This window comes from Kitasatospora sp. NPDC057015 (genome assembly GCF_042673745.1).
Lineage (GTDB): Bacteria > Actinomycetota > Actinomycetes > Streptomycetales > Streptomycetaceae > Kitasatospora.
Genome location: NZ_JBHUSG010000052.1, coordinates 36,298 through 58,896, shown reverse-complemented (window position 1 = coordinate 58,896; position 22,599 = coordinate 36,298). Strand labels below are relative to the sequence as shown.

The 22,599-nt window shown below is 74.0% G+C and carries 19 protein-coding genes; 7 read left to right on the top strand and 12 right to left on the bottom strand.

Features of this window, described 5'->3' with window-relative positions:
• Window positions 1-23: 23 nt before the first annotated feature.
• From ACFTWP_RS34340 to ACFTWP_RS34305, 8 genes are all read right to left on the bottom strand, one after another.
• On the bottom strand, window positions 24-1,223 hold the full coding sequence (locus tag ACFTWP_RS34340; protein ID WP_380268930.1) for an agmatine deiminase family protein: 1,200 nt from the start codon (window positions 1,221-1,223) through the stop codon (window positions 24-26).
• A 165-nt stretch (window positions 1,224-1,388) separates the two neighbouring features.
• The gene (locus ACFTWP_RS34335; protein ID WP_380268928.1) at window positions 1,389-2,186 is read right to left on the bottom strand and encodes an ABC transporter ATP-binding protein; all 798 of its coding nucleotides are present in this window, start codon (window positions 2,184-2,186) and stop codon (window positions 1,389-1,391) included.
• A gap of 49 nt (window positions 2,187-2,235) precedes the next feature.
• Window positions 2,236-3,228: an ABC transporter ATP-binding protein gene (locus ACFTWP_RS34330; protein ID WP_380268927.1), complete on the bottom strand. Its 993-nt coding sequence runs from the start codon at window positions 3,226-3,228 to the stop codon at window positions 2,236-2,238.
• A complete protein-coding gene (locus ACFTWP_RS34325) occupies window positions 3,225-4,079 on the bottom strand; it encodes an ABC transporter permease (RefSeq protein ID WP_380268926.1) in 855 nt (284 codons plus the stop codon). Before ACFTWP_RS34325 ends, ACFTWP_RS34330 begins: the two co-directional genes overlap by 4 nt.
• Before the next feature lie 34 nt (window positions 4,080-4,113).
• The gene (locus tag ACFTWP_RS34320; protein WP_380268925.1) at window positions 4,114-5,073 is read right to left on the bottom strand and encodes an ABC transporter permease; all 960 of its coding nucleotides are present in this window, start codon (window positions 5,071-5,073) and stop codon (window positions 4,114-4,116) included.
• Window positions 5,070-6,731 (bottom strand): ABC transporter substrate-binding protein, encoded by a 1,662-nt coding sequence (locus tag ACFTWP_RS34315; protein WP_380268924.1) that lies wholly within the window; start codon window positions 6,729-6,731, stop codon window positions 5,070-5,072. The genes ACFTWP_RS34320 and ACFTWP_RS34315 overlap by 4 nt, the downstream gene beginning before the upstream one ends.
• Window positions 6,732-6,786: 55 nt before the next feature.
• Window positions 6,787-7,824: an agmatine/peptidylarginine deiminase gene (locus ACFTWP_RS34310; protein ID WP_380268923.1), complete on the bottom strand. Its 1,038-nt coding sequence runs from the start codon at window positions 7,822-7,824 to the stop codon at window positions 6,787-6,789.
• Window positions 7,825-7,963: 139 nt separating this feature from the next.
• The gene (locus ACFTWP_RS34305) at window positions 7,964-9,121 is read right to left on the bottom strand and encodes an agmatine/peptidylarginine deiminase (RefSeq protein ID WP_380268922.1); all 1,158 of its coding nucleotides are present in this window, start codon (window positions 9,119-9,121) and stop codon (window positions 7,964-7,966) included.
• Window positions 9,122-9,396: 275 nt separating this feature from the next.
• On the opposite strand from ACFTWP_RS34305, the gene ACFTWP_RS34300 reads away from it, so the two are divergent.
• The 3 genes from ACFTWP_RS34300 to tatA all read left to right on the top strand — a co-directional run bounded on the left by ACFTWP_RS34300 (window position 9,397) and on the right by tatA (window position 10,980).
• Window positions 9,397-9,969, top strand: a complete 573-nt coding sequence (locus ACFTWP_RS34300) for a TetR/AcrR family transcriptional regulator (RefSeq protein WP_380268921.1) — start codon at window positions 9,397-9,399, stop codon at window positions 9,967-9,969.
• A gap of 151 nt (window positions 9,970-10,120) precedes the next feature.
• The gene (locus tag ACFTWP_RS34295; RefSeq protein ID WP_380268920.1) at window positions 10,121-10,756 is read left to right on the top strand and encodes an ATP-binding protein; all 636 of its coding nucleotides are present in this window, start codon (window positions 10,121-10,123) and stop codon (window positions 10,754-10,756) included.
• Window positions 10,702-10,980, top strand: coding sequence for a Sec-independent protein translocase subunit TatA (tatA, locus tag ACFTWP_RS34290; protein WP_380268919.1), 279 nt, complete (start codon window positions 10,702-10,704; stop codon window positions 10,978-10,980). Before ACFTWP_RS34295 ends, tatA begins: the two co-directional genes overlap by 55 nt.
• 77 nt (window positions 10,981-11,057) lie before the next feature.
• On the opposite strand, the gene ACFTWP_RS34285 is transcribed toward tatA, so the two are convergent.
• From ACFTWP_RS34285 to ACFTWP_RS34270, 4 genes are all read right to left on the bottom strand, one after another.
• A complete protein-coding gene (locus tag ACFTWP_RS34285; RefSeq protein WP_380268918.1) occupies window positions 11,058-11,678 on the bottom strand; it encodes a histidine phosphatase family protein in 621 nt (206 codons plus the stop codon).
• 218 nt (window positions 11,679-11,896) lie between these two features.
• The gene (locus ACFTWP_RS34280) at window positions 11,897-13,048 is read right to left on the bottom strand and encodes an agmatine/peptidylarginine deiminase (protein ID WP_380268917.1); all 1,152 of its coding nucleotides are present in this window, start codon (window positions 13,046-13,048) and stop codon (window positions 11,897-11,899) included.
• 144 nt (window positions 13,049-13,192) lie between these two features.
• The gene (locus tag ACFTWP_RS34275; protein WP_380268916.1) at window positions 13,193-14,353 is read right to left on the bottom strand and encodes an agmatine/peptidylarginine deiminase; all 1,161 of its coding nucleotides are present in this window, start codon (window positions 14,351-14,353) and stop codon (window positions 13,193-13,195) included.
• Window positions 14,354-14,630: 277 nt separating this feature from the next.
• Complete coding sequence (locus ACFTWP_RS34270; protein ID WP_380268915.1) at window positions 14,631-15,185, bottom strand: TetR/AcrR family transcriptional regulator; 555 nt, start codon at window positions 15,183-15,185, stop codon at window positions 14,631-14,633.
• A gap of 193 nt (window positions 15,186-15,378) precedes the next feature.
• Here ACFTWP_RS34270 and ACFTWP_RS34265 point away from each other — a divergent pair, with 193 nt between their 5' ends.
• The 4 genes from ACFTWP_RS34265 to ACFTWP_RS34250 all read left to right on the top strand — a co-directional run bounded on the left by ACFTWP_RS34265 (window position 15,379) and on the right by ACFTWP_RS34250 (window position 22,501).
• Window positions 15,379-17,022 carry a serine/threonine-protein kinase gene (locus ACFTWP_RS34265; RefSeq protein ID WP_380268914.1) on the top strand — a complete coding sequence of 548 codons (1,644 nt, stop codon included), beginning with the start codon at window positions 15,379-15,381 and terminating at the stop codon, window positions 17,020-17,022.
• Window positions 17,023-17,149: 127 nt separating this feature from the next.
• On the top strand, window positions 17,150-17,692 hold the full coding sequence (locus ACFTWP_RS34260) for a hypothetical protein (RefSeq protein WP_380268913.1): 543 nt from the start codon (window positions 17,150-17,152) through the stop codon (window positions 17,690-17,692).
• A 148-nt stretch (window positions 17,693-17,840) separates the two neighbouring features.
• Window positions 17,841-18,311 (top strand): hypothetical protein, encoded by a 471-nt coding sequence (locus ACFTWP_RS34255; RefSeq protein ID WP_380268912.1) that lies wholly within the window; start codon window positions 17,841-17,843, stop codon window positions 18,309-18,311.
• On the top strand, window positions 18,308-22,501 hold the full coding sequence (locus ACFTWP_RS34250; RefSeq protein WP_380268911.1) for a hypothetical protein: 4,194 nt from the start codon (window positions 18,308-18,310) through the stop codon (window positions 22,499-22,501). Before ACFTWP_RS34255 ends, ACFTWP_RS34250 begins: the two co-directional genes overlap by 4 nt.
• Window positions 22,502-22,599: the final 98 nt, after the last annotated feature.

Sequence of the window (22,599 nt, the reverse complement as noted above, 5' to 3'; positions counted from 1 at the left end):
CGCCGCCCCGCCCCGCCGGGCGGTCACGGCGCCGCGGAGGGGGACGTCGGAGGGCGCTGCGGCTGCTGCTGGGTGGCGCAGTGGATTCCGCCGCCGCCGGAGGCGATGGTGTTGATGGACACCTGGGTGACCTTCCGCCCGGGGTGGAGATCACCGATGACACCGACCGCGCGGTCGTCGGCGGCCCGGTCCCCGAACCGGGGCACGATCACACCCCCGTTGACGACGTAGTAGTTGAGGTAGGTGGCCAGGAAGTCCTTGCCCCGCCCCTCGACGAGGTCGAAGTCGGGCTCGGGGAGGTCGACGATCCGGAGCGTGCGCCCCTCGGCGTCGGTCGCCGAACCGAGGACCTGGCGCGCCTGTGCGGAGGCGGTCGTCCAGACGTCCGGCGGGGTGTCCGGTGCGGGCGTGTGCAGCACGACGACACCGGGCTCGGCGAAGCGGGCGAGGGCGTCGATGTGGCAGTCGGTGATGTCCTGCCCGGCCACGCCCTCGACCCAGAGGACCTTCCGGACGCCGAACAGCTCCTTGAGGTCGGCCTCGATCAGGTCGCGGGACTTGCCGGGGTTGCGGTTCTCGTTCACCCAGGAGCTCTCGGTGGCCATCAGGGTGCCCTCCCCGTCCACCTCGATCGCGCCGCCCTCACCCGTGACCGGCGCCTGGATCCGGGGGATCCCGTACCGCTCCAGGAGGGTCCGGGCGACCTGGGCGTCGGCGGTGTGGACCTGCTTGCCGCCCCAGCCGTTGAAGTTCAGGTCGACGCCGGCCAACCCCTGGTCGCCGATCACGAAGGTGGGCCCGGTGTCGCGGGCCCACAGGTCGTCCACCATGAGGTCGATGACCTCGACGGACGACCCGCACATCTGCCGGGCCTGGTCCGCCTGGTCGGGCCGGGCCATCAGCACCACCGGCTCGAACCCGGCGACGGCCTGCGCGAGACCGGCGATGTCCTCGCGGACACCGGGGAGTTGGTCGCCCCACACCTCCTCCAGGGCCGGCCAGGACATGAAGGTGCGGGTGTGCGGCATCGATTCGGCGGGCATCGTCTGCCGGAGCGCCGACGTCGGCGCGCCCGTGCCGGCGGGCTGCGCCGCGGAGCTCGAAGCGGTCGGGCCGGCGCCCTCCTCGGTCCCCGTGGAGGAGCAGCCCTCGATCAGCCCCCACGCGGCGAGGGCCGCCCCGGAGCGCAGCAGGGTGCGGCGGGACGGAAGGCGGTTCCCCATGAGGACCTCGACTTCGGTAGGTGCTTCGGGAGTGGGCGTCTCCGCACGATACGGACGAAACGGGCGGGAGCACGGGCGGCGCACAGTGCCGTCCGGGCGATTCGGGGCCGGGCCGTCGCCGCCGGGAGCGGCGGCGGTCCGACCCCGGGTCCGGGGCGGCTCCCGCTACAGGGCGCGGCGGGCCGCGGCGATGCCGCGCGGGTCCCAACCGGGCCGCGGGACGGAGTCCAGCAGCAGCCGGGTGTAGGGGTGCCGGGGGTTGGCGAGGACACTGGCGGTGGGCCCCGACTCGACGACGGCTCCGTGACGCATCACGATGACGTCCTCGGTCACGCAGCGCACCACCCCGAGGTCGTGGGTGATGAACAGGTACCCGATCCCGGTCTGCTCCCGGATGTCGGCGAGCAGGTTGAGGATCTGCGCCTGGACGGAGACGTCGAGCGCCGCGACCGCCTCGTCCAGTACCAGGACCGCCGGCTCCACCGCGAGCGCGCGGGCGATCGCGACGCGCTGGCGCTGGCCCCCGGACAGCTGGCGGGGCAGCGCGGTGGCCTCCCGCCGGCCGAGGCCGACCTGGTCGAGCAGTTCGGTGGTCCGCCGGGCGTGGTCGGTGCCGGGGAAGTGCAGCCGCAGGGTCTCGTGCAGCACGCTCTCCACGGTGGTGCGGGGGTCGAGGGAGAGGTACGGGTCCTGGAAGACCATCTGGACCTCGCGGGCCCGGGCCAGCCGTCGGGCGCGCCCGCGCCGCCGGTCGGTCCGGTCCTGCCGGTGGACCAGCACCCTGCCGGAGTCCGCGTCCTCCAGGCCGACGACGATGCGGGCGGTGGTGGTCTTGCCCGAGCCGGACTCGCCGACGATGCCCAGGGAGCCGCCCTCGGCGAGGGTGAACGAGACGTTGTCGACGGCCTGCACGCTCCCGTAGGCCCGGTGCAGGCCGAGGACCTCCAGCACGGTCTTCCTCACCGGTGGACTTCCCTTCGAGTTCTGCGCGCCGGCGGGCTCCCGCACGGTCCTAGGCATCGGCGGTCACCTCCGCGAGCCGGTCGCCGTGGTGGCAGGAGGCGAGGCGGAGCGGCTCGCCCGGTACCGGGAGCAGCGCCGGTGCCTGCTGGGTGCAGAGGAACGTCGCGAGCGCGCAGCGGGGGGCGAACGGGCAGCCGGTCAGCTCCTCGCGCAGGCTCGGCGGCTGTCCGTCGATGGCGGCGAGCCTGCCCCGGGGCGCGTCCAGGCGGGGGGTGGAGTTGAGCAGCGCGGCCGTGTACGGGTGGCGCGGCCGGCTGAACAGGGCTTCGGCGGGGCCGGTTTCGGCGATCCGTCCGGCGTACATCACGTAGACCCGGTCGCTGATGGCGGCGGCGAGGCCCAGGTCGTGGGTGACGAACAGCAGGCCGGTGCCGAAGCGTTCCTGGAGGTCGCCGAGGAGGGCGACCACCTCGGCCTGGGTGGTGACGTCGAGCGCCGTGGTGGGCTCGTCCGCGAGGAGCAGGGCCGGGTCCCCCATGAGTGCCGCGGCGATCATGACGCGTTGCAGCATGCCGCCGGAGAGCTGGGTCGGGTACTTCCGCAGGGCCGCCGGGGTGAGCCCGACGGCCTCCAGCAGGTCGCCGGCCCGCTCGGCGGCCGCCCCGGAGCCCATCGCCCCGTTGAGCCGCAGGCTCTCGGTGAGGAAGTCGCCGATCCGGCGCAGCGGGTTGACGGCGGCCCTGGGGTCCTGGAAGACCATGGCCGCGGTGGCGGTGCGCAGGCGGCGCAGCTGTTCGGGGGCCATGGTCAGGACGTCGTCGCCGTTGACCCGGACCGTCCCCTCGGTGCGGGCGCCGGCGGGCAGCAGGCCCAGCACGCTGCGGGAGGTCAGGCTCTTGCCGGAGCCGGACTCGCCGACCAGGGCGACGGTCTCCCCGGCGTCCACGGTGAGGTCGACGCCGCCCAGGACGGGCCTGGCGGTGTCGGGCAGGCGCAGCCGGTAGTTCTGGATGTCGAGGGCTCTCGGGCGGGCGGCGTTCATCGGTCCCTCCTGGCGACCTGGTCGGCCCAGCGCTCTCCGACGACGTTGAAGGCGACGACGGTCAGCACGATGGCGACGCAGGGAAGGATCGCCGACAGGGGGTAGCCGTGCTGGATGGCGGACTGGCCGTCGAAGACCATGCGGCCCCAGTCGGGGGTCAGCGCGGGGACGCCGAGCCCGAGGAAGGAGAGGCCTGCCAGGTCCATCAGGGCGTAGCCGAAGTTGATGGTGGACTGGGCGAGGACGATCGGGGCGATGCCCGGGATGACGTGGCGCAGGCAGATCTGCAGGCCGGAGTGGCCCTGTACCCGGTACGCCTCGACGTAGGGGCGTTGGCGTTCGGCGAGCACGAGCGAGCGGGTGAGTCGGCTGACGTAGGGGAGGTAGGCGATCGCGAGGGCGATCACCGGGGCGAGCAGGCCCTCCCCGTAGACGGCGACGATCAGGATCGCGAGCAGCATGCCGGGGAAGGCGAAGACGAGTTCGGTGCTGCGGGAGAGCACGGAGTCGAGCCAGCCGCCGCGCCAGGCGGCGGTGACGCCGACGGCGACGCCGGCGACGGTGGAGAAGGCCACCACGCCGAGCGGGCCCAGCAGCGAGGTACGGGCTCCGACGATCAGACGGGAGAGGGTGTCCCGCCCGGAGGCGTCGACGCCGAGCAGGTGGTCGGGGGACGGTCCGGCGAGCGCGTTGCCGAGGTCGACGGCGTTCGGGTCGGCGGGGGCGAGCCAGGGGGCGAGCACCGCGGTCAGGACGATCAGGGCCACGAAGGCGAGACAGAGCAGGTAGAGCGGTGCGCGGGTGGTGCGGATCCGCGCGAGGCCGGGCCGGCGCAGGGCGGTGAGGCTCATCCGCGCCTCGCGGTGATTCGCTCGTTTCGGTCGCTCATGCGGCGGACCTCCTCGATCCGAGGGTGACTCGTGGGTCGACCAGCGGGTGGAGCAGGTCGACGACGAGGTTCACCGTCATGAACAGCCCCACCATGATCAGGGAGATGGCCTGCACGGTCGGGAAGTCCTTGGTCGTGGTGGACAGTTCGAGGAGTTGGCCGATGCCGCCGACACTGAACGCGGACTCCACCAGGACGGTGCAGATCAGCAGGGTGGAGACGATCAGGCCGCCGGTGGTGAGCACGGTGCCGAGTGCGTTGCGGAACACGTGCCGGCTGATCACCCGGCGTTCGGCCACGCCGCGGCTGCGGGCCACCGTGACGTGCTCCTGGCCGAGGATCTCCAGCATCGCGGCGCGGGTGACCCGGGCGAGCATGCCGATCAGGTAGAGGGCCAGCGCGACGGCGGGCAGGGTGAGGTGCCAGATCATGTCGCCGAGGCCGTCACCGGTGCCGCTGGTGGGGAACCAGCCCAGCTTGACGGCGAACAGGCCCTGCAGCAGGACGGCGGCCACGAACGACGGGGTGCCGACGGCGAAGGTGGTGGTGACCAGGATCGTCGAGTCGACGGCGCCGCCGCGGACGGCGCCGATCCGGCCGAGCAGCAGACCGACGACGAGGACCAGGACGAGCGCCATGGCCACCAGCAGCAGGGTGCTGGGCAGTCGGTCGGCCAGCAGCCGGGAGACGTCGGTGCGGTAGGTGATCGAGCGGCCGAAGTCGCCGTGCAGTACCTGGCCGAGCCAGCGCAGGTACTGCACCACGAACGGGTCGTCCAGGTGGTACTGGTCGTTGATCGCCCTCAGGGCCTCGGGCGAGGCCGACCGCCCCGAGAGCAGGAAACTCGCCGGGTTGCCCGGCGCCAGGTACATCGCACCGAAGATCAGGAAGGAGGCGCCGAGCAGGGTGGCGGCCATCTCGGCCAGCCGTCGAGCGGCGAATCTCAGGAAGTTCACCGGGCCGCCCCGACATCGGCCGCCCACGGGTAGTACATGTAGGAGATGGTGGTCGGCGCGCCGGTGATCCTCTTGTTGAGGAAGACGGCGGTGGGCCACTCGGCGACCGGGATCCACAGCAGCTCGGTGGAGGCGATCTTCTGCAGCTGCGCCTCGATGGCCGTCCGCCGGGCCGGGTCGTAGGCGGTGGTGGCCTGCTTGACCAGGTCGTCGTAGGCCGGGTCGCTGAAGCCCGCGTAGTTCTGGAAGGCGCCGGTCTTGAAGTTGGCCAGCAGGTCCAGCGGGTCGGTGACGGAGTCGTAGTACGTCTCCGGGAACATGTCGATGCCCTCGCGCGCCTTGGCGTCGGTGAACAGCGAGGTGAAGGCGTTGGGCGCGATCGTCTTCAGCTCGACGTTCAGGCCTATCCTGGCGCCGGCCGCCTGCACGGCGGTGGCCAGCAGGGAGACGTCCTGGCCGATCGAGCTGGTCGCCACGGTGACGGTCTTTCCCGCGGCGCCGGCTTCCTTGATCAGGGCCTTCGCCGCCTCGACGTCCTGCGTGGTGGGGGTGAGGCCCTCGAAGGCGTCCTTCCTGACGTCGTCCGGGGCCGCCGCCCAGGCGGCGCGCGTGGTGAGGGATCCGGTGACGCTGCCCGCGCCGGCCAGGCCGGTCTTGACGAAGCCGGCGCGGTCGAGGGCGAGCGACAGCGCGCGGCGCACGCGGACGTCGCCGAGTACGCCCTGCATGTTGGTGACGTTCACGTTGACGGTGCTCAGGCCCTCACCGAAGTAGAGGGTGCCGGCGCCGCTGCTCCGCAGCCGGTCGTAGCTCTCGGTGGGGATGAGGTATCCGCCGTCGGCCTCGCCGGTGAGCAGGGCGTTGGTGCGGGCGGACGGGTCGGTGAGGAAGGTGAAGACGGCCTTCTTCGACTTGGCCCTGGTGCCCCAGTAGCCGTCGAACCGGTCCAGCTCGATCGACTGGCCCTTGTTCCAGGCGCCGAGCTTGAAGGGGCCGGTGCAGTCCAGGCCGCCGCTGGTGCCGTAGTCCTTGCCCGCGGCCTCCACCCCGGCCCGGGCGGCGACGACGCCGGCGGCGGTCGCCATGTACTGGGGGAACTGGGAGTCCGGCTGGGTCAGCTTGACGGTGACCTGGAGGGGCCCGGTCTTGGTGACGGTGCTGACGTTCTGGAACACCTGGGCCCAGGCGGCGCCGTTGTCCGGGTTCGTCTGCCGGCCGAGGCTGTACACGACGTCGTCGGCGGTCATCACGGTGCCGTCGTGGAAGTGCACGTCCGGGCGCAGGTCGTAGACCCAGGTGGTGGGGTCCGGGTTGGTGGCCTTCTGCGCCAGGCCCGGGGCGAGGGTCAGCTGCGGGGTCCACCGCATCAGGCTCTCGCAGACGTTGGAGAGCACGGTGTTCTGCGGGTAGTCGAAGGCGGCGATGTAGTCCAGCGTGGGGGGTTCGGCGTAGACGGCCCAGCTGAAGGAGTCGAGCTCGCCCTTGGCCGCGGGGGTGTCCGCGGAGAGCTTGACGGCGGCGTCCGCGCCGGTGCTCCCGGCTCCGGGGGGCCCGGAACAGGCCCCGACCAGGGCCAGGGCGGTGAGGGCCGCGAGGGGCAGGGCGTGTCGGCGGCGCGGGGATCTGCGGACACTGGGCCCGCGTGGGGTGGTGGGCATCGGTGCTCTCTCTTCCGTGGTCGAACGGGGGGTGTGACGGCGGGCCGGGGGCGGGCTACCCGACCGCGTCCGCGGACGGCTCCTGCCGGGTGGTGTCCGCGGAGGGCATCTGCTGGGTGATGCAGTGGACCCCGCCGCCGCCGTAGGCGATCACGCGGCTGCGGACGCCGACGACCTTGCGGCCGGGCAGCGCTGCGGCGATGACGGCGAGCGCGCCCTCGTCCTCGGGGATGTCGGCGACCGGCACGACGACCCCGCCGTTGGCGATGTAGAAGTTGAGGTAGCCCACCTCGGTCTTCCGGCCGTCCACCTCGACGAACGCGCTCTGCGGCAGGTCGAGGATCTCCAGCCTGCGTCCGCGGGCGTCGGTCGCCGCCTCCAGGACGGCGCGGTTCGCCCGCATCCGCTCGTAGTCGGGGTGGGCGGGGTCGCTCGGGAGCTGGACCACGACCTTGCCGGGGGCGACGAACGCGCAGACCCCGTCCACGTGCCCGTCGGTCTCGGTGTCCTCCAGGCCGCCGTAGGGCAGCCAGATGATCGTGGTGACCCCGAGCCGGGCGATCAGCTCGGCCTCGATCTCCTCCCGGCTCATCCCGGGGTTGCGGTTCGGGTGGAGCAGGCACTGCTCGGTGGTGATCAGCGTGCCCTCGCCGTCCACGGTGATCGCCCCGCCTTCGAGGATCATCCGGGAGTCGATGCGCTCGACGTCGAAGCGCTCCAGCAGGGCGGCGGCGATCTTGTCGTCGGTGTCGTAGGGGTGGTGCTTGCCGCCCCAGGCGTTGAAGCGGAAGTCCACGCCGGCACGCCGCCCGTCGGGCCCGAGGACGAAGATCGGCCCGGAGTCGCGGAACCACGAGTCGTCGATCGGCAGTTCCACCACCTCGACGCCGTCACCGCACAGGTCGCGTGCCTCCTCGCCCCGCCCGGGCAGCGCCACCATGGTGACCGGCTCGAACTCGGCGATCGCCCGGGCGACCAGCGCATACTCCCGCTTGATCTCCTCGAAGGTGGCACCCCACAGGTCGGGCCGGGTGGGCCAGGCCATCAGGCAGCGCTCGTGCTGGGTCCACTCGGCCGGCATGCGGTACGTCATGGGACATCCTCTTTCAGTGAAAATTCAGTCAGGGTGATGGGCCGGGGTCCGCCCGGACGCGGCAGCGGTCCGACCGGGGCCCTGGGCGTGCGCCCCGCCGCCCCACAGCGGCGGGGCACACACGGCGGGGGCCTCCCGGTCAGGCGGGTACGGCCGGCTGCGACTGCGTGGAGCAGTGGATGCCGCCACCACCGGCGGCGATGTTGTCGATGTCGATCTGGACGATGTCGCGGCCGGGGTACTCGGCCTGCAGGATCGTGTACGCCAGGCCGTCGGCGTAGCCGTCACCGAACTGCGGCACCAGCACGGCACCGTTGACGACGCAGTAGTTGGTGTAGCTGGACAGGAACTCCGTGCCGCGCCCGCGGATCTTGGCGCGATCGGGGTTGGGGAGCTCCGTGACGGTCAGCCGGCGACCCCGGGCGTCGGTGGCGCTCGCCAGCACCTTCTTCGCCTCGTCGTAGACCGCGACCCACTTGGGGTCGACGCCGGGGCCCGGCTTGTCCAGGAGGACCTGGCCGGGCGCGGTGAAACGGGCCAGGCAGTCGATGTGGCAGTCGGTGATGTCCTGGCCGGCCAGACCGGGCAGCCAGACGACCTTCTCGACGCCGAGCGCCGACTTCAACGCCTGCTCGACCTGGCCCTGGGACATCCCCGGATTGCGGTTGGCGTTCACCAGCGAGCTGACGGTGGCCAGCAGCGTACCCTGGCCGTCCGTCTCCAGGGCGCCGCCCTCCCCCGCGAACGAGGCCTGGACGCGGTCCACACCGTACTGGGAGAGGATCGTCGCGGCAGCCGCGGCGTCGTTGGCGAAGGGCTGGTAGTAGGGCGTTCCGGTCTTGCCCCAGCCGTTGAAGTTGGTGTCCACGCCGGCGATGGCGCCGGGGCCGACCACGAAGGTGGGGCCGAAGTCGCGGATCCAGAGGTCGTCGTTCTCGATCTCGACGACGGTGATGCCGTGGTAGGCGCCGCTGCCGCAGACGTAGCGCGCGTCGTCGGCCTGGTGGGCACGGGCGAGCATCACGACCGGCTCGTAGCGGGAGATCTCGTACGCGACCTTCGCGATGTCGCCTCGCACGGCGTCGAGCCGGCTGCCCCAGACGGACGACAGCGCCGGCCAGGCCATGAAGGTGCGGGTGTGGCGGTCGCCCTCCGCAGGCATCCGCAGCGTACCGGCGGCTTCGGCGGCCGTGGCGGCCGAAGCCGCCGTGGCCGCGGGCAGAGCCGCACCGAAGGCCATCAGGGGCAGGGCCGCCGCCCCGAACTTGAGCAGACCGCGTCGGGATGTGACTGGCATGTCCATATGACTCCCTAGTGAGGGACGGGGAGATGTGGTGTGCCCCGCATCTTTCACCGAACTGAAAATTCAGTCAAGGCTTCGCGGTCGGGAAACCCCCCGTTCACGCGGACGATCGCCAACCTGCCCGGGTCGGCTCTGTACGCACCGACCGCAGCCGACTCCGGACCAGCTGCTCAGCGGGCACGTCCGCACGGAGAGCGATGCGACCACCGGCTGATCTTTACGTCAGGAAATGCCCCCGCCGGCCCCCGGAGCCGGTAGAGTGACCGCTCGTGTCGGACCGTCGAACAGAGATACTCAGAGCCGCGACCCGCGTCATCGCGCGCCGCGGCGTGCGCGGACTGCGCGTGGGGGAGCTGGCGAGCGAGGCGGGGGTCTCCACCTCGCTGATCTACTACCACTTCACCGATCGCGCCGGGATCCTTCGCCAGACCCTGGAGTTCATCAGCGATCGCGCCGACCGCTACACCGCCGAACGGGACCCGGGGGCACAGCCGGCCGACCCGCGGAGCGACCTGGAGCAGGTCCTGCTCCTGGAGCTCCAGGACACCCCCGAGGTGCGGGAGAACAGCACGGCCTGGGGTGAGTTGCGAGCCAGCGCCGTCTTCGACCCGGATCTGCGCGAGGACCTCGCCAAGGCCACCCACACCTGGGTGCACGAGATCGCCGAGCTGCTCGGCCGCGCCCACCCCATGGGCACGGCACCCGCGCACGCGGCGTCCGCCGAACGCCTGACCGCCCTCCTCGAAGGCCTCAGCGTCCGCTGGCTCAGCGGCTCACTGCCCCTGGAACACGCGCGCCGGCTGCTCACGGACGCGATCGGTGCGGAGCTGCACCGCGCCTGAGCCCAGCCCGGCCACCGGTCGCGCCTCGACCCGCATTCCCTTCGCCCGTGATATTGACTGACTTTTTAGTCAGTGCGAGAGTGGAGCCTGCGGCGACCCGCCGCGGGGGGCCGAACACACCGGGAACGGAGACCCTCCGATGCTCTCTCCTGTGGTGAACACGCCCGACGCCGGCACGTCCGACTTCAGGTTCGACCTCCGCCCGGCCATGACGGCCGACGGGGTGGGAACCGTACGACGGCTGCTCCGTGACCGGCTCGTCGCCGGCGGGATCGACCCGGACACGCCGTGCCTCCTGCTCTCCGAACTGCTCACCAACGCGCTGCTGCACGGCCGCGGGGCAACGGTGCTCCTGGAGTTGCGCGCGGGCCGGCTGCTGATCGCGGTGGCGGACGGTTCACCGGGCCGGGTGGAGATCAAACCCGCCAGTGCGACCCGGACCACGGGCCGGGGCATGGTGCTGATCGAAGCCCTGGCCGACGACTGGGGGGTCACGCCCATCAGCCCGCACGGCAAAGCCGTGTGGGCTTCGGTCGCTGCCGTCGGCCCGGCACTCCCCGTGCGACCCGGGGCGGGGCCGGCCGACCTGCTCGGGCGGGCCAACCTCCTCGGGCGGGCCCGGCCTCGACGGACGGACCCGCCCGACATCGCCTCAGCCGCGAATCCGACGGGACCGACGCGACCGACCCGACCGACGAATCCGACTCATCTCACGAAGGAAGGTGGGACCACATGTTCCGCAACGGTCTGGAGCCCTGGCACGCCCTCATCATGCTGGCCGTCCTGATCCTGCTGTTCGGCTCGAAGAAACTGCCCGACATGGCCCGTGGACTGGGGAAGTCCATGCGCATCCTGAAGGCGGAGACCTCCGCCCTGCGCGAGGACGGCGCCGCGGCGGACGACGCGACTCCCCCGCCGGCCGAGTCGGCCCGGCCCGCGGTGACGCCCGCCGGTGCGCCGACGGCTCCCGCCCCGGCGGAGGGCTCGCACCGGTCCGCCCGGACCACCTGACCGGACCGGGCCGCCCGATCGCCGGTCGGCGCCGAGCAGTGCGGAGCAGAGCCGAGCGGCGGCGGACCGCAATCGCGCTAGTCCGCCGCCGCGCTCGCGGCTGCCACGGCGGCGGGCACGTTCCAGGTGCCGATCACGGGCTCGTCGTGCTCGGTGCCGAGCGTGCTGAGCGTCCCGGTGCCCGGGTGCCGGAGCAACCGCCCGGCCTCGGGCGGCAGGCCGAGCCACCGGGCGGCGAGCACCCGTTGCAGGTGCCCGTGCAGGACCAACGCCACATCGCCACCGGCCAGCAGTGGTCTGACGCGGTCCAGTACGGCGTCCACCCGCGCACCGACCTGGGCGACGCTCTCACCGGGGTACCCGGCCTCACCGGGGACGACGCCGTCGTGCCAGAGGTTCCAGCCGGGCCGGGCAGCCGAGATCTGCTGCTCGGTCAGACCCTCGTAGCCGCCGTAGTCCCACTCCCACAGGTCGGCGTCGGTGCGCACCTCGGCGAGGCCGATCAGGCTCGCGGTCTGCACCGCCCGGCCGGCCGGGCTGGTGAAGGCCGCGATCGGGCGCCGGGCCGAGAGCACGGGAGCCAGCCTGCGGGCGGCAGTCCGCCCGGCCTCCGTCATCGGCACATCGGTCCTGCCGGCGTACCGGCCGGTTCGGCTCCACTCGGTCTCGCCGTGCCTGACCAGTATCAGCTCCCCCATGGTCCGGCTCCGTACCAACGGCCTTCGAGCACCACCACGGTGGCGTCGAACCGCTCGGCCCGGTCACCGTCCGGAGCACCGGCACGGCGGGTGTCCCGGTGAGCACCCGAGGGATCAGGAGCACCGCCGGGTACGCCGACGGCGCCCGACACACTCGTGTCGGGCGCCGTCGTGCACCGGGTCGGTCGTGGCCCTGACCCGCCGTCGGGCCCGGCGGGTCAGGAGGCGGGTGTGCCCGGCTGGTCGTGGGTCGAGCAGTGGATCCCGCCGCCGCCGGAGGCGATGTTGTCGATCTTCAGCGGGACGATGTCCCGCCCGGGGAAGTGGTCGCGAAGGATCTGCTGGGCCCGTGCGTCGGCGTCGCCGTCACCGAAGCGGGGCACGAACAGCGCCTTGTTGGCGACGTAGAAGTTGATGTACGAGGAGACGAAGGCGTCGCCGCGGCCGGTGATCCGGTCGGGATCCGGCTGGGGGAGCTCGATGACCTCCAGCGGCCGGCCGTTGGCGTCGGTCGCGTCCCGGAGCACCTCCTTGGCCTGCGCGGCGGATCGCGACCACACGTCCTCGGGTGCTCCGGGGAAGGGCTGGTCCAGCAGCACGACACCCGGAGCGGCGAACCGGACCAGGCAGTCGACGTGCGCGTCGGTGATGTCCTGGTCGCGGACGCCCGCGAACCAGATCACCTTGGTCACGCCCAGCGCCTTCTTGAGCTCGCCCTCGATCTCGTCCCGGCTCCGGCCCGGGTTGCGGCGCTCGTTGACCACCGAGCTCTCGGTCACCAGCAGGGTGCCCTGACCGTCGGTCTCGAACGAGCCGCCCTCCGCGACGACCGGGGTGCCGATCCGCGGGATCCGGTGGCTCTCCAGGAGTGCGGCGGCGAGCCTGGTGTCGTTGCCGTGCTCCTTCTGCTTGTTGCCCCAGCCGCTGAAGTTGAAGTCGACGCCCTTGAGGGTGCCGGAGTCCTCGACGAACACCGGCACGGTGTCGCGGGCCCACAGGTCGTCGACGGCCAGCGGGACGACCTCGACCTGGGATCCGCAGGCCCGCTGCGCGGCCTCCGCCTGCTCGGGGCGGGCGAACAGGACGACCGGCTCGTAGCCGGCGACGGCGCGCGCCAGACCGGCGATGTCCTGGCGGACGTCCGGGAGTTGGCTGTCCCAGATGCCGGTCGAGGCGGGCCAGGCCATGAAGGTACGGGCGTGGCTCTCCCACTCGGCGCCGAACCGGCGCCCGGGCGTCGCGCCCTGCGGGGGCGGCTGCTCCGTCGGCTCGTCGTCGAACGGGGCGCACGCCGCGCCGCCGAGGGCCAGCAGGCCGACACCGGCCGCGGATCGCAGCACGGTTCGGCGGGAGGGGGAGAAGTCTGACACGGAACGCTCCGACGGAGGGTGGGTGGATGGTCGTCGCGGGGCGGGCACGCCCCGGCTCGTCCGGCCGGCGGGCAACCGAACCGCCGCACGGGTGCCGGCCTTTGCCGGCCTGCACGCCTTCGGGCGGGCCCGCCGGACCGCCGGCTACGGCAGCGGCTCGTGCATCGTGGAGCAGTGGATCCCGCCGCCGCCGGCCATCAGTCGGTCGACGTCGATCTGCACCACCTCGCGCCCCGGATAGGCCGCCGCCAGCGCCCGCGCGGCCTCGGCGTCCTTCGGCCGGTCGCCGAACTGCGCCGTGATCACCGCGCCGTTGACGACGTGGAAGTTGAGGTAGGAGTCGACGAAGTTCGCGTCCTTCGACCGGACGGTGTCCGGCCCCTCGACCCGGATCACCCGCAGGCGCCGGCCCCTGGCGTCGGTGGCCGCGGTCAGGAGGGCGAACTGCTCGCGGGCGTCGCGGGCCCAGACGTCGTCGCGGCCCGCCGGCGGCACCTGCACCATGACCACGCCCGGGCGGACGAACCGGGAGGTGACGTCGATGTGGTCGTCGGTGATGTCCTTGCCCTTGATGCCCGGCACCCAGATCATCTTGTCGGCGCCGTAGGCGTCCAGGACGGCGTCCTCGATCTCGGCCCGGCTCATCCCCCGGTTGCGGTTCTTGTTGACCAGGCTGCTCTCGGTGGCCATCACGGTGCCGTCGCCGTCCGTCTCGATCGCCCCGCCCTCGCCGACGAACTCCGTCGCGCTGAAGGACAGGCCCTCGCGGTCGGCGACGCCCCAGGCGACGTGGGCGTCGTCGCGGTGGGTCTGCTTCCCGCCCCAGCCGTTGAAGTTCAGGCCGATGGCGTCGCGCCCGCCCCGGCCGTCGCGCCGGAAGACGGGTGCGATGTCGCGCATCCAGAGGTCGTCGGTGGGGATCGAGGTGATCACGGTGACCCCGGGGCCGCACCAGGACCTGGCGGTCGCGGCGGTCTCCTGGTCCGGGGCGCACATGATCACCGGCTCGAAGCGGGCGATCGTCCGGGCGATCAGCGCGATGTCCTGCTGCACGCCGCTCAGCTGGCGGCCCCAGACGGACTTGCGGGAGGGCCAGGACATCCAGGTCCGCACGTGCGGCACGTCGTCCGTGTCCACCCACCAGCGCCGGGTCGCCGCACCCGCCGGCTGCGAGGAGCCCACGGCCGTCCCGAGCACCGCCCCCGCCACGCCGAGGCCGGCGGCGGCGAGGACGCCCCTGCGCGAGGGCCGGTCGCCGAACAGTCGGCTGCCGAGCGAGCGGCTGACACCGTACGAGTCACTCATGAGGGTCTCCAGATCGATTATCGCGCCGACGGGCTCCGGCCGGCTCGCGCGCCGTCACCGGCGGCACCCGGCCACTCGGACCTGGCCCGTCCCTGTCCACACTCTGACATTGACTGAAAATTCAGTCAAGGTGAGGGGCATGCGAGAGCCCGCCCGCGGAGTGCGCAGCTGCAGCACCCCGGCGGGCGGGCCTCGGCGACACCGACCGGTCGGGTCGTCGGATCAGGGGGACACGGGGTCCGGGGCGGACCGGAGCGTCCGATCCGCCCTCACCGCCCTACCCGCGAAGCCGCTCCAGCTCGGCGTCGACGGCCTCCGCCATCAGGTCGCGGGCGTGCGCGAGCGGCAGGCTGCCGCTGAGCCAGCGCACGCTCAGGCCCTCGACGAGCGCCGTGAGGCGCTCCGCGGAGCCGGCCAGCGCGGCGGCCCCGCCCATCGGCCGGACGCGTCCGAGCAGCTCGGCGACCTCCTGCACCCACACCAGCGTGGCCCGCGCCAGGTCCTCGCGGAGCTCGGGGTCGAAGACGGCGCTCGCCCGCAGCTCACCCCAGGCCGTGCTGTTCTCGCGCACCTCGGGGGTGTCCTGGAACTCCAGCAGCAGCGTCTGCCGCAGCTCGCCCAGGGCGTCCAGCGGCGGTTCGTCGGGGCCGCGTTCCGTGGTGTAGCGCCCGGCCCGGTCGTTGATGAACTCCAGCGTCGCGTGGAGGATCCCGGCGCGGTCCTTGAAGTGGTAGTAGATCAGCGCGGTGGACACGCCGGCCTCCGCCGCGAGCTCCTCCACGCGCAGGCCCCGGACTCCGCGGCGGGCGATGACCCGGGCGGCCGCTTCCATGATTGTCGTTCGACGGTCAGCCACAGGCCAACACCCTACCCGGGGATCGGTCGGGGACAGAACCCCGTTCCTGACTGAAACTACAGTCGGATAGGATCCGGTGCCATCCCGCCCAACAGGCCCGATCGCGCCGCCCGTGCCCACCACCAGCCGGGGCGGCCCCGCACCGTCCCCAATCGCCGGGAGAGCCACCATGACCACCGACCGTCCCGGCGCGCTCCTGGCCCCGACCTTCCAGCCGCTGTCGGCGGACGACCCCCGGGAGGTCGGGGGCTACCGCGTGTTCGCCCGGCTCGGCGTCGGCGGAATGGGGCGGGTCTACCTGTCGTACACCCCGGGCGGGCGGCCGGTGGCGCTCAAGGTCGTCCGGCCGGAGCTGGCGGAGGACACCGAGTTCCGCGAGCGGTTCGCCCAGGAGGTCGCCAGCGCCCGGCGCATCCACGGCCTCTACACGGCCCAGGTCGTCGACGCCGGGGTCGAGGCCGCGACCCCGTGGCTGGCCACCACCTACGTGGCCGGCCCCTCGCTGCACGAGGTCGTGCTGCGGCACGGCCCCCTGCCGCAGCAGACCGTGCTCCTGCTGACGGCCGGCATCGCCGAAGCCCTCCAGGCGATCCACGCCGCCGGTGTGGTGCACCGCGACCTCAAGCCCGCCAACGTACTGATCGCCGCCGACGGCCCGCGCGTCATCGACTTCGGCATCGCCCGCGCGGCGGACGCCAGCGCGCTCACCGCCGTCGGCCTGCGGATCGGATCGCCCGCCTTCATGGCACCCGAGCAGGCCCTGGGCCGGCCGACCTCGCCCGCCACCGACGTCTTCGCCCTGGGCGCGCTGGCCGTCCACGTCGCCACCGGGACGACGCCGTTCGGGACGGTCCCGCAGTCCGCCCTGTACCGGGTGGTGCACGAGGAGCCGGACCTCGACCGGGTGCCCGGGGAACTGCGGGCACTGCTCCGGCACTGTCTCGCCAAGGATCCCGAGCAGCGCCCCACCACCGCGCAGGTGATCGAGGCCGCGCACCACGCACTCGGCGGGCAGCTCCGCTTCGCCGAGGACTGGCTGCCGCAGCAGATCAGCACCGAGATCCACCGCCGCACCGAACTGCCCACCGCCCCGGCGGCGCCCCCGACCGTCCTCGACCCGGCGCCGGCGGCGACGGCCGACCTCCCCACGGTCCGCGTCCCCAGGGCGGCGCCGGCCGGGCAGCCGGAACCCCACCCGTACGGCCGTGCGGGGTCGAAGCGACCCGGCGCCCGGATGGCGTTGGCGGCCACCGCGGCCCTGCTGGCGGGCGCCGTGGGCGCCTACGTCCTGCTGGACCCCGGCGCCGACGACGGCGAGCAGACCGATGCCGGCGCCCGTCCGCCCGCCACCGGCCCGTCCGCCACCGCCCCCGCCTCGACCGGGCCGGCCACCCCGACGGGCGGCACGCCCGCCGCGCCGCCCGCCGCACCGCCCGGCTACACCGCCGTCTACACCGGCACCGAACTCACCTCCCCCGACCACTCCTACGAGTTCGACATCAAGGCCGGCAGCCTGGCGCCCCAGGACACCGCGGCCTGGTACGTGGGACGCAGCGCCACCGAGTTCTACGTCCCCGAGGACAGCGACGCGTTCATCGCGCCACCGGGCGGCCGGCTCGACCCCGCCGACTGCCTCCGGGGCGTCGAGAGCCGACCCGACGCCGCACTCCCCTTCACCACTCTGGGCCCCGGCCGGACGTTCTGCGTCCGGGCCCAGGGCAGCCGGGACCTCGCCGTCGTCCGCGTGCTCGCCACCAGCACGGGCGACGGGCCGGTCAAGGTGTCCGTCGACTTCTACCGCCACGACACCTGACGCCGCCCGCTCCGCCCCCGCCCTCGGCCCCGCTCCCGGCCCGGGCCCCGCTGCGCACCGCCCGGTGTCGGCGGCGGTGCGTAGGGTGTCGGCGTACCGCACCCCCTCCACCGATCGGCAGGCCGCCATGCAGGATCCGTACTCCGACGTCCCGGAGCTCAACCTGATCGCCGAGTTGGAGCGCGAACTGGACGGCTCCTACGCCGCCGAGGGCTTCGCGCTGACGGACTACCGCGACGACTCCGGCCTGACCGCCGGCTGGTCGGCCGACCCCGCCTTCCTGTCCCGACTGGTCCCGTTCGCCCAGGCCAACGGCTCGGGCTCGATCTACGCGCTCTGGCGGGTGGACGACCGTTCGGACCTGGCCGCCCTGCCGGTGGTGGTGTTCGGGGACGAGGGCGGGCAGCACGTGGTCGCGCGCGACCTGCGGGAGTTCCTGCGACTGCTCGGGTACGACACCGAGATCTCGGTGGACCACGACAGCGCGTACTTCCACCGCCTCGACGACCACGAGCCGAGCGACGGCCATCCGGCCTACCTGGCCTGGCTGGAGGAGCGGTTCGGGCTGGCGCCGGCCGACGATCCCGACGAGGTGGTCGCGGCGGCGCAGGCCGAGTTCGGCGGGCCGTTCGCCGACTGGGCCCGGCCGTTCCTGGCGCACTGGGGGTGACCTCGGGGCCGCCGCCTGCCGGGCCCCTCCTACGGCGGGCGCGCGGGCCTGCCCCGGCCGGGCCGCGCAACAGCCGTTCGCTACCCGCCCGGTGGCGGTGATGGCACCATGTCAGAGGTCGAAGGTGGCGTGGAACCGAGGAGGACGCATGCTCGCCGAGTCGTTGGTGGCGCTGGCCGGTGCGGGAGGTACGGCCCTGGTCGGGGCGATGGCCACCGATGCCTGGCAGTCCGTCAGGTCGGGTGCGGCCGGGCTCTTCGGGCGCGACGGTGAGGGCCGGCACCACGCCGTCGCGACCCGGCTGGACCACGACGCCGAGTTGGTCGTACGGGCCGCGGACCCGGACCGGGTACGCGGCGCCCTGGCGCCCGCCTGGCAGGTCGAGTTGGAGTCGCTGCTCACCGAGCGCCCCGAACTCGCGGAGGAACTGCGGGCGTTCGTGGCCCGTACCGTCGCCTCCCTCCCCCGGGCCGCGCAGCACTGGACCCTGAACGTGACCGCCCGGGACCACGGCCGGGCCTACGGATCGCTCGGCGGCAACGTGGTGGTGCACGAGTCGGGGCGGGCCGAGCCGCCCCGGCCGCCGTCACCCGAGGGGGCGGCCGAGGGGTCGTCGTGAGGATGCCGGGAGACTCCGGCCCGCCGGACGGGCCGCCGCAGCGGATGGACCAACGGGTGGTCGCGGAGGCCGGCTTCGCCTACGGCGCGATCGGCGCGGACATCCACGTCTTCGGCGACGGCACACCCGTCTACCTGCTGCAGAACTGGCACCCCGAGGATCCCCCGGACGGCGACTGGCTGCGGGAGCTGCCGAGCCGGATGCTCAACGCCCGCTGGGAGGTGGTCGGTTTCACCGGGCGGGACGAGGAGCTCGCCGGGTTGCGGACCTGGTGCGCGCAGGGCCCCCGGCTGGCCGTCCGGTGGCTGCACGCGCCCGGGGGGCAGGGCAAGACCCGGCTGGCCGCCCAGCTGGCCCGGGAGTTGGCCTCGGAGAGCTGGAAGATCGTCACCGCCACCGAGGGCCCGGGCACCGTCCTGCCGCCGCCGGGCAGCCAGGATCTGCGCCTGGACGGCGCCGCCGGCCTGCTGCTGCTCGTCGAGTACGCCGACCGGTGGCCGCTGTCCCACCTGACCTGGCTGCTCAGCAACGCGCTGCTGCACCACCCGTCCGTCCCGGCGCGGGTTCTGATGATCGCCCGCGACACCGGACCCTGGCCCGCGGTCCGCGCGGCGCTGGCGGACCACCGGGCCGGCACCTCGTCCCAGGCGCTCGCCGCGCTCGGCGAGGGGGACGACCCCGAGGGCCTGCGCGGCCGGATGTTCACGGCCGCCCGGGACGGCTTCGCCGCAAGGTACGGGGCCGCGCCGCCAGGGGGGCCGCCACCCTGGCTGGACGGACCGGAGTTCGGGCTGACCCTGGCCGTGCACATGGCGGCGCTGGTGTCCGTCGACGCCCGGTCGACGGGGCGGCGGACACCGACCGACCTGGCCGGGCTGACCCTCTACCTGCTGGACCGCGAACACCTGCACTGGGCCCGCCGGTACGGCGACGGCACCCACCGGCTCGGCGGCCGGACGTCACCCGGGGCGCCCTGGGCCACCCCGCCCGGGGTGATGAACCAGGTGGTGTTCACGGCCGCCCTCACCGGCCCCCTGACGCCGACGGCCGGTGAGCAGGTGATCGGACGCCTCGACCTGGCCCTCCCCGCGGAACGCGTGCTGGCCGACCACGCGAGCTGCTACCCACCCGCCGATCCGGCCCGCGCCACCGTGCTCGAACCGCTCTACCCCGACCGCCTCGCCGAGGACTTCGGCGCCCTCACCCTCCCCGGCCACCTCGCCGACTATCCGGCCGGCCCGTGGGCGCCGCGCACCCTCCACGTGCTCACCGAAGGGCTGCCGCCGCCCGGCTGGGCCCGGCGCACCGTCAACCTGCTGGCCGCGGCCGCCGACCGCTGGCCGCACGTCGGGGCCGGGCACCTCTTCCCGCTGCTGCGCGAGCGGCCCGAACTCGCCGTCGAGGCCGGCAGTTCCGCCCTCAGTGCGCTGGCCGCGCTGCCGGACGCCCCGCTGGACGTGCTGGAGGCCGTGGAGTCGCGCCTCCCCGCCCGCGACCGCACCGACCTGGCCCCCGGGGTGGCCGACCTGGCCTGCGCGCTGGCCCGGCGGCGGCTGGCCCGGACGGAGGACCCGGCGGCGCGGGCCGCGATCCACGCCCGCCTCGCGAGCGCCCTGGTCGGCGCGGGCCGCTACCGCGAGAACCTCACCGCCCTGGAGGAGGCGGTCAGGCTCTACCGACCGCTCGCGGAGGCGGATCCGCAGGCCTTCGAACCGCAGCTCGCCATGGTGCTGTCCAACCTCGGTACCCGCCTCGGGCGGTACGGCCGGCAGCAGGAGTCTCTCGCCGTCTCCCGCGAAGCCGTCGACATCGCCCGGCGGACCGGCTTGCTGGACGCCGACGCCCCGAAGTCGGCCGGCGGCGCGCTGCTGGTCAACCTCGCCAGCCGGCTGCGCGCCGCCGGCCGCACGGTGGAGGCCCTGGAGACCGAGCACCGGGCGTTGGAGATCTTCTGGCGGCTGTCCGCGACCGACCCGACCCAGGCCGTCCACCTGGCACCCTGCCTGGTCAATCTGGCCTCGCTGCTGCCGCTGAACTACCTCCGCGGCGGGGGCGCGCTCGCGGCCCTCGAACAGGCCGTCCGGCTGAACCGACGCCTCGCGGCGGACGATCCGCGCCAGCACGAGGCGGGCCTCGCGTACGCCCTGACGGTGCTGGCCGGCCGCACCGTCGGCTACCACAAGCTGGCCGAGGGGTTCGCCGCGGCGACGGCGGGCAGGGCCGGCGGCCCGCCCGTCACCCCCGGCTGGCGGCAGCGGGCGGTGGACCTCGCCGCGGAGGCGGTGGCCGTCGACCGGCGCCTGGTGCCCGCGAATCCGGCCGTCATGGAGCTCCAACTGGCCGACGGGCTGCAGGTGCTGTACAGCGCCTTGGTCGCCGCCGACCGACCCGCGGAGGCCGCCGCCGCGCTGGCGGAGAGCACCCTGGTGCGGTCCCGCCTCACCGAACCGGACTCGGCCACCGCCGAGGACCCGACCGCGGAGAACCCGACCGCCGAGTGGGAACCGGCGGACCACCGGGCGCACACGATGGCGGGCGTCCGCGCCGGCGTCACCCTCTTCGCCTACCTGGCGGAGACCGACCCGCAGACGTACCGTGACGGGCTGGCCGAGGCCCTCCAACAGGTCACCGCCGCCGCCACGTTCGACCGGGCGGGGCTGCCCGACCGGGAGGCCGTCCTCCCCCGCTGGCGGCAGCTCGCGGACGGGGACCTCACGGCGTACGGCCCGGGCCTCGTCCGCGCGCTGGCCGTGATCCGCTCCATCCAGCGCACCGCGGGCCTGCACGAGGCCGCCGCGCGGACCGCCGAGGAGTCCGAGCGGTGGGCGGCGCGGATCGCCGTCGTCGAGGAGGAGAAGGAGCGGCGGCGCCATGCCGACCGGATCCCCTGGGGGACGACCGAGGACGTCGACCGCGAGGCGCACCGCCTCACCACCGCCGGAGACCTCGCCGGGCTCTGGGCGCTGACCCTGGCCGTCCCGCTCGCGGACGGCATCCGGCTCGCCCGTACGCTCCTGCACCGCCTGCCCACGCCCGACGCCACCGCCCGGTCGCTGGCGGAGCGGCTGGCGGCGGCGCAACCACCCGCGTTCCCGCCGCCCGCCGGCGTCGCGGCGCCGCGCACGGCGCTGCCGCCCTACTACGGCAGCGGCACGGGCATCTCCTTCGCCCACGGCCGGCCCGCACTCACCCTGCACGGCGTCCAGTCGGACGGCGCCTGGGCGCTCAACGCCCTCGACCTCACCAACGGCCGACTGAAGCGGCTCCACCGCGGAGACCGGTACGAATGGACGTCGGTGGCCTGCCTGGGCCCGCGCCGCGCCGTCGCCCTGCGCAGCCTGCCGGATCCCCCCGACGAGGAACTCGTCCTGCTCGGTCGCGGCGGCGGGCAGCGGCTCGCCTGGGGGGACGCCCTGCGCGGTGCCCGCGTGGCGGCCACCGCGGACGGGTACGTCGTGGGCCTGCGCCTGATGCGTGCCGTCCTGGTCGGCACCGGCGAGGACTTCCCCGTGTCGATCCCGCTGGCCGACACCGGGCTGCACCGCTGCGACCGCATCGCCGTCGACCCCTCGGGCACCCGGATCGCCCTCGCGGACGGCCGGCGGATCGTGGTCGCCGCGCTGCCCGAGGCGCGGGTCGTCGCCGCCACCGAGGTGGACGGCCCGGCGGAGCCCCTCTTCCTCGGCACCGACGGGCTGCTCACCGCCGGCGCGAACGGCGGGCTGCGCCGGTGGGAGCTGCACGACGGGGAGCTGTCGCCCGCCGGCGAGGTGGCGACGCCGATCCTGGAGTCCCTGTTCTCGGTGCCCGCCTGGCGGGTGGTGGGCGGTTGGACGTTCGACCGGCCGCAGTTCTTCGACTCGCGGACGCTGCAGCCGGTGCCGGAGCCTCCGGCGACCGCCGGGTTCCAGGACCTGAGCACGACCTGGAAGGCCTCCGCCGACGGCCGGTTCGTCGCGCACGGCGGCTGGCCCCCGCAGTCCGAGGCCCAGGAGGGGCCGCGCACCGTGTGGTACGACCTGCGGCACCCGCTGGCCTGGCTCGCCCGGCCCGCGGCGGCGGTCACCCCGGCCGACCTGCCGGCCCTGGAGGATGCCGCCCACCGCGCCGACCGCCGGCTCCGGCCGCTGCTGCGGCTCCTGCGGGACGTCTGCGTCCACCGCTTCACGGCGGGTCGGCCCGCCGGCTGAGCCCGTCCGGCCGGAAGCCCGGGAGCCCGCGGTGCCGGGCCGAACACCGGTGCCGGGCCCGGCGATCGGGTGCCGGGCCCGGCGGCGAGGGTGAGCGT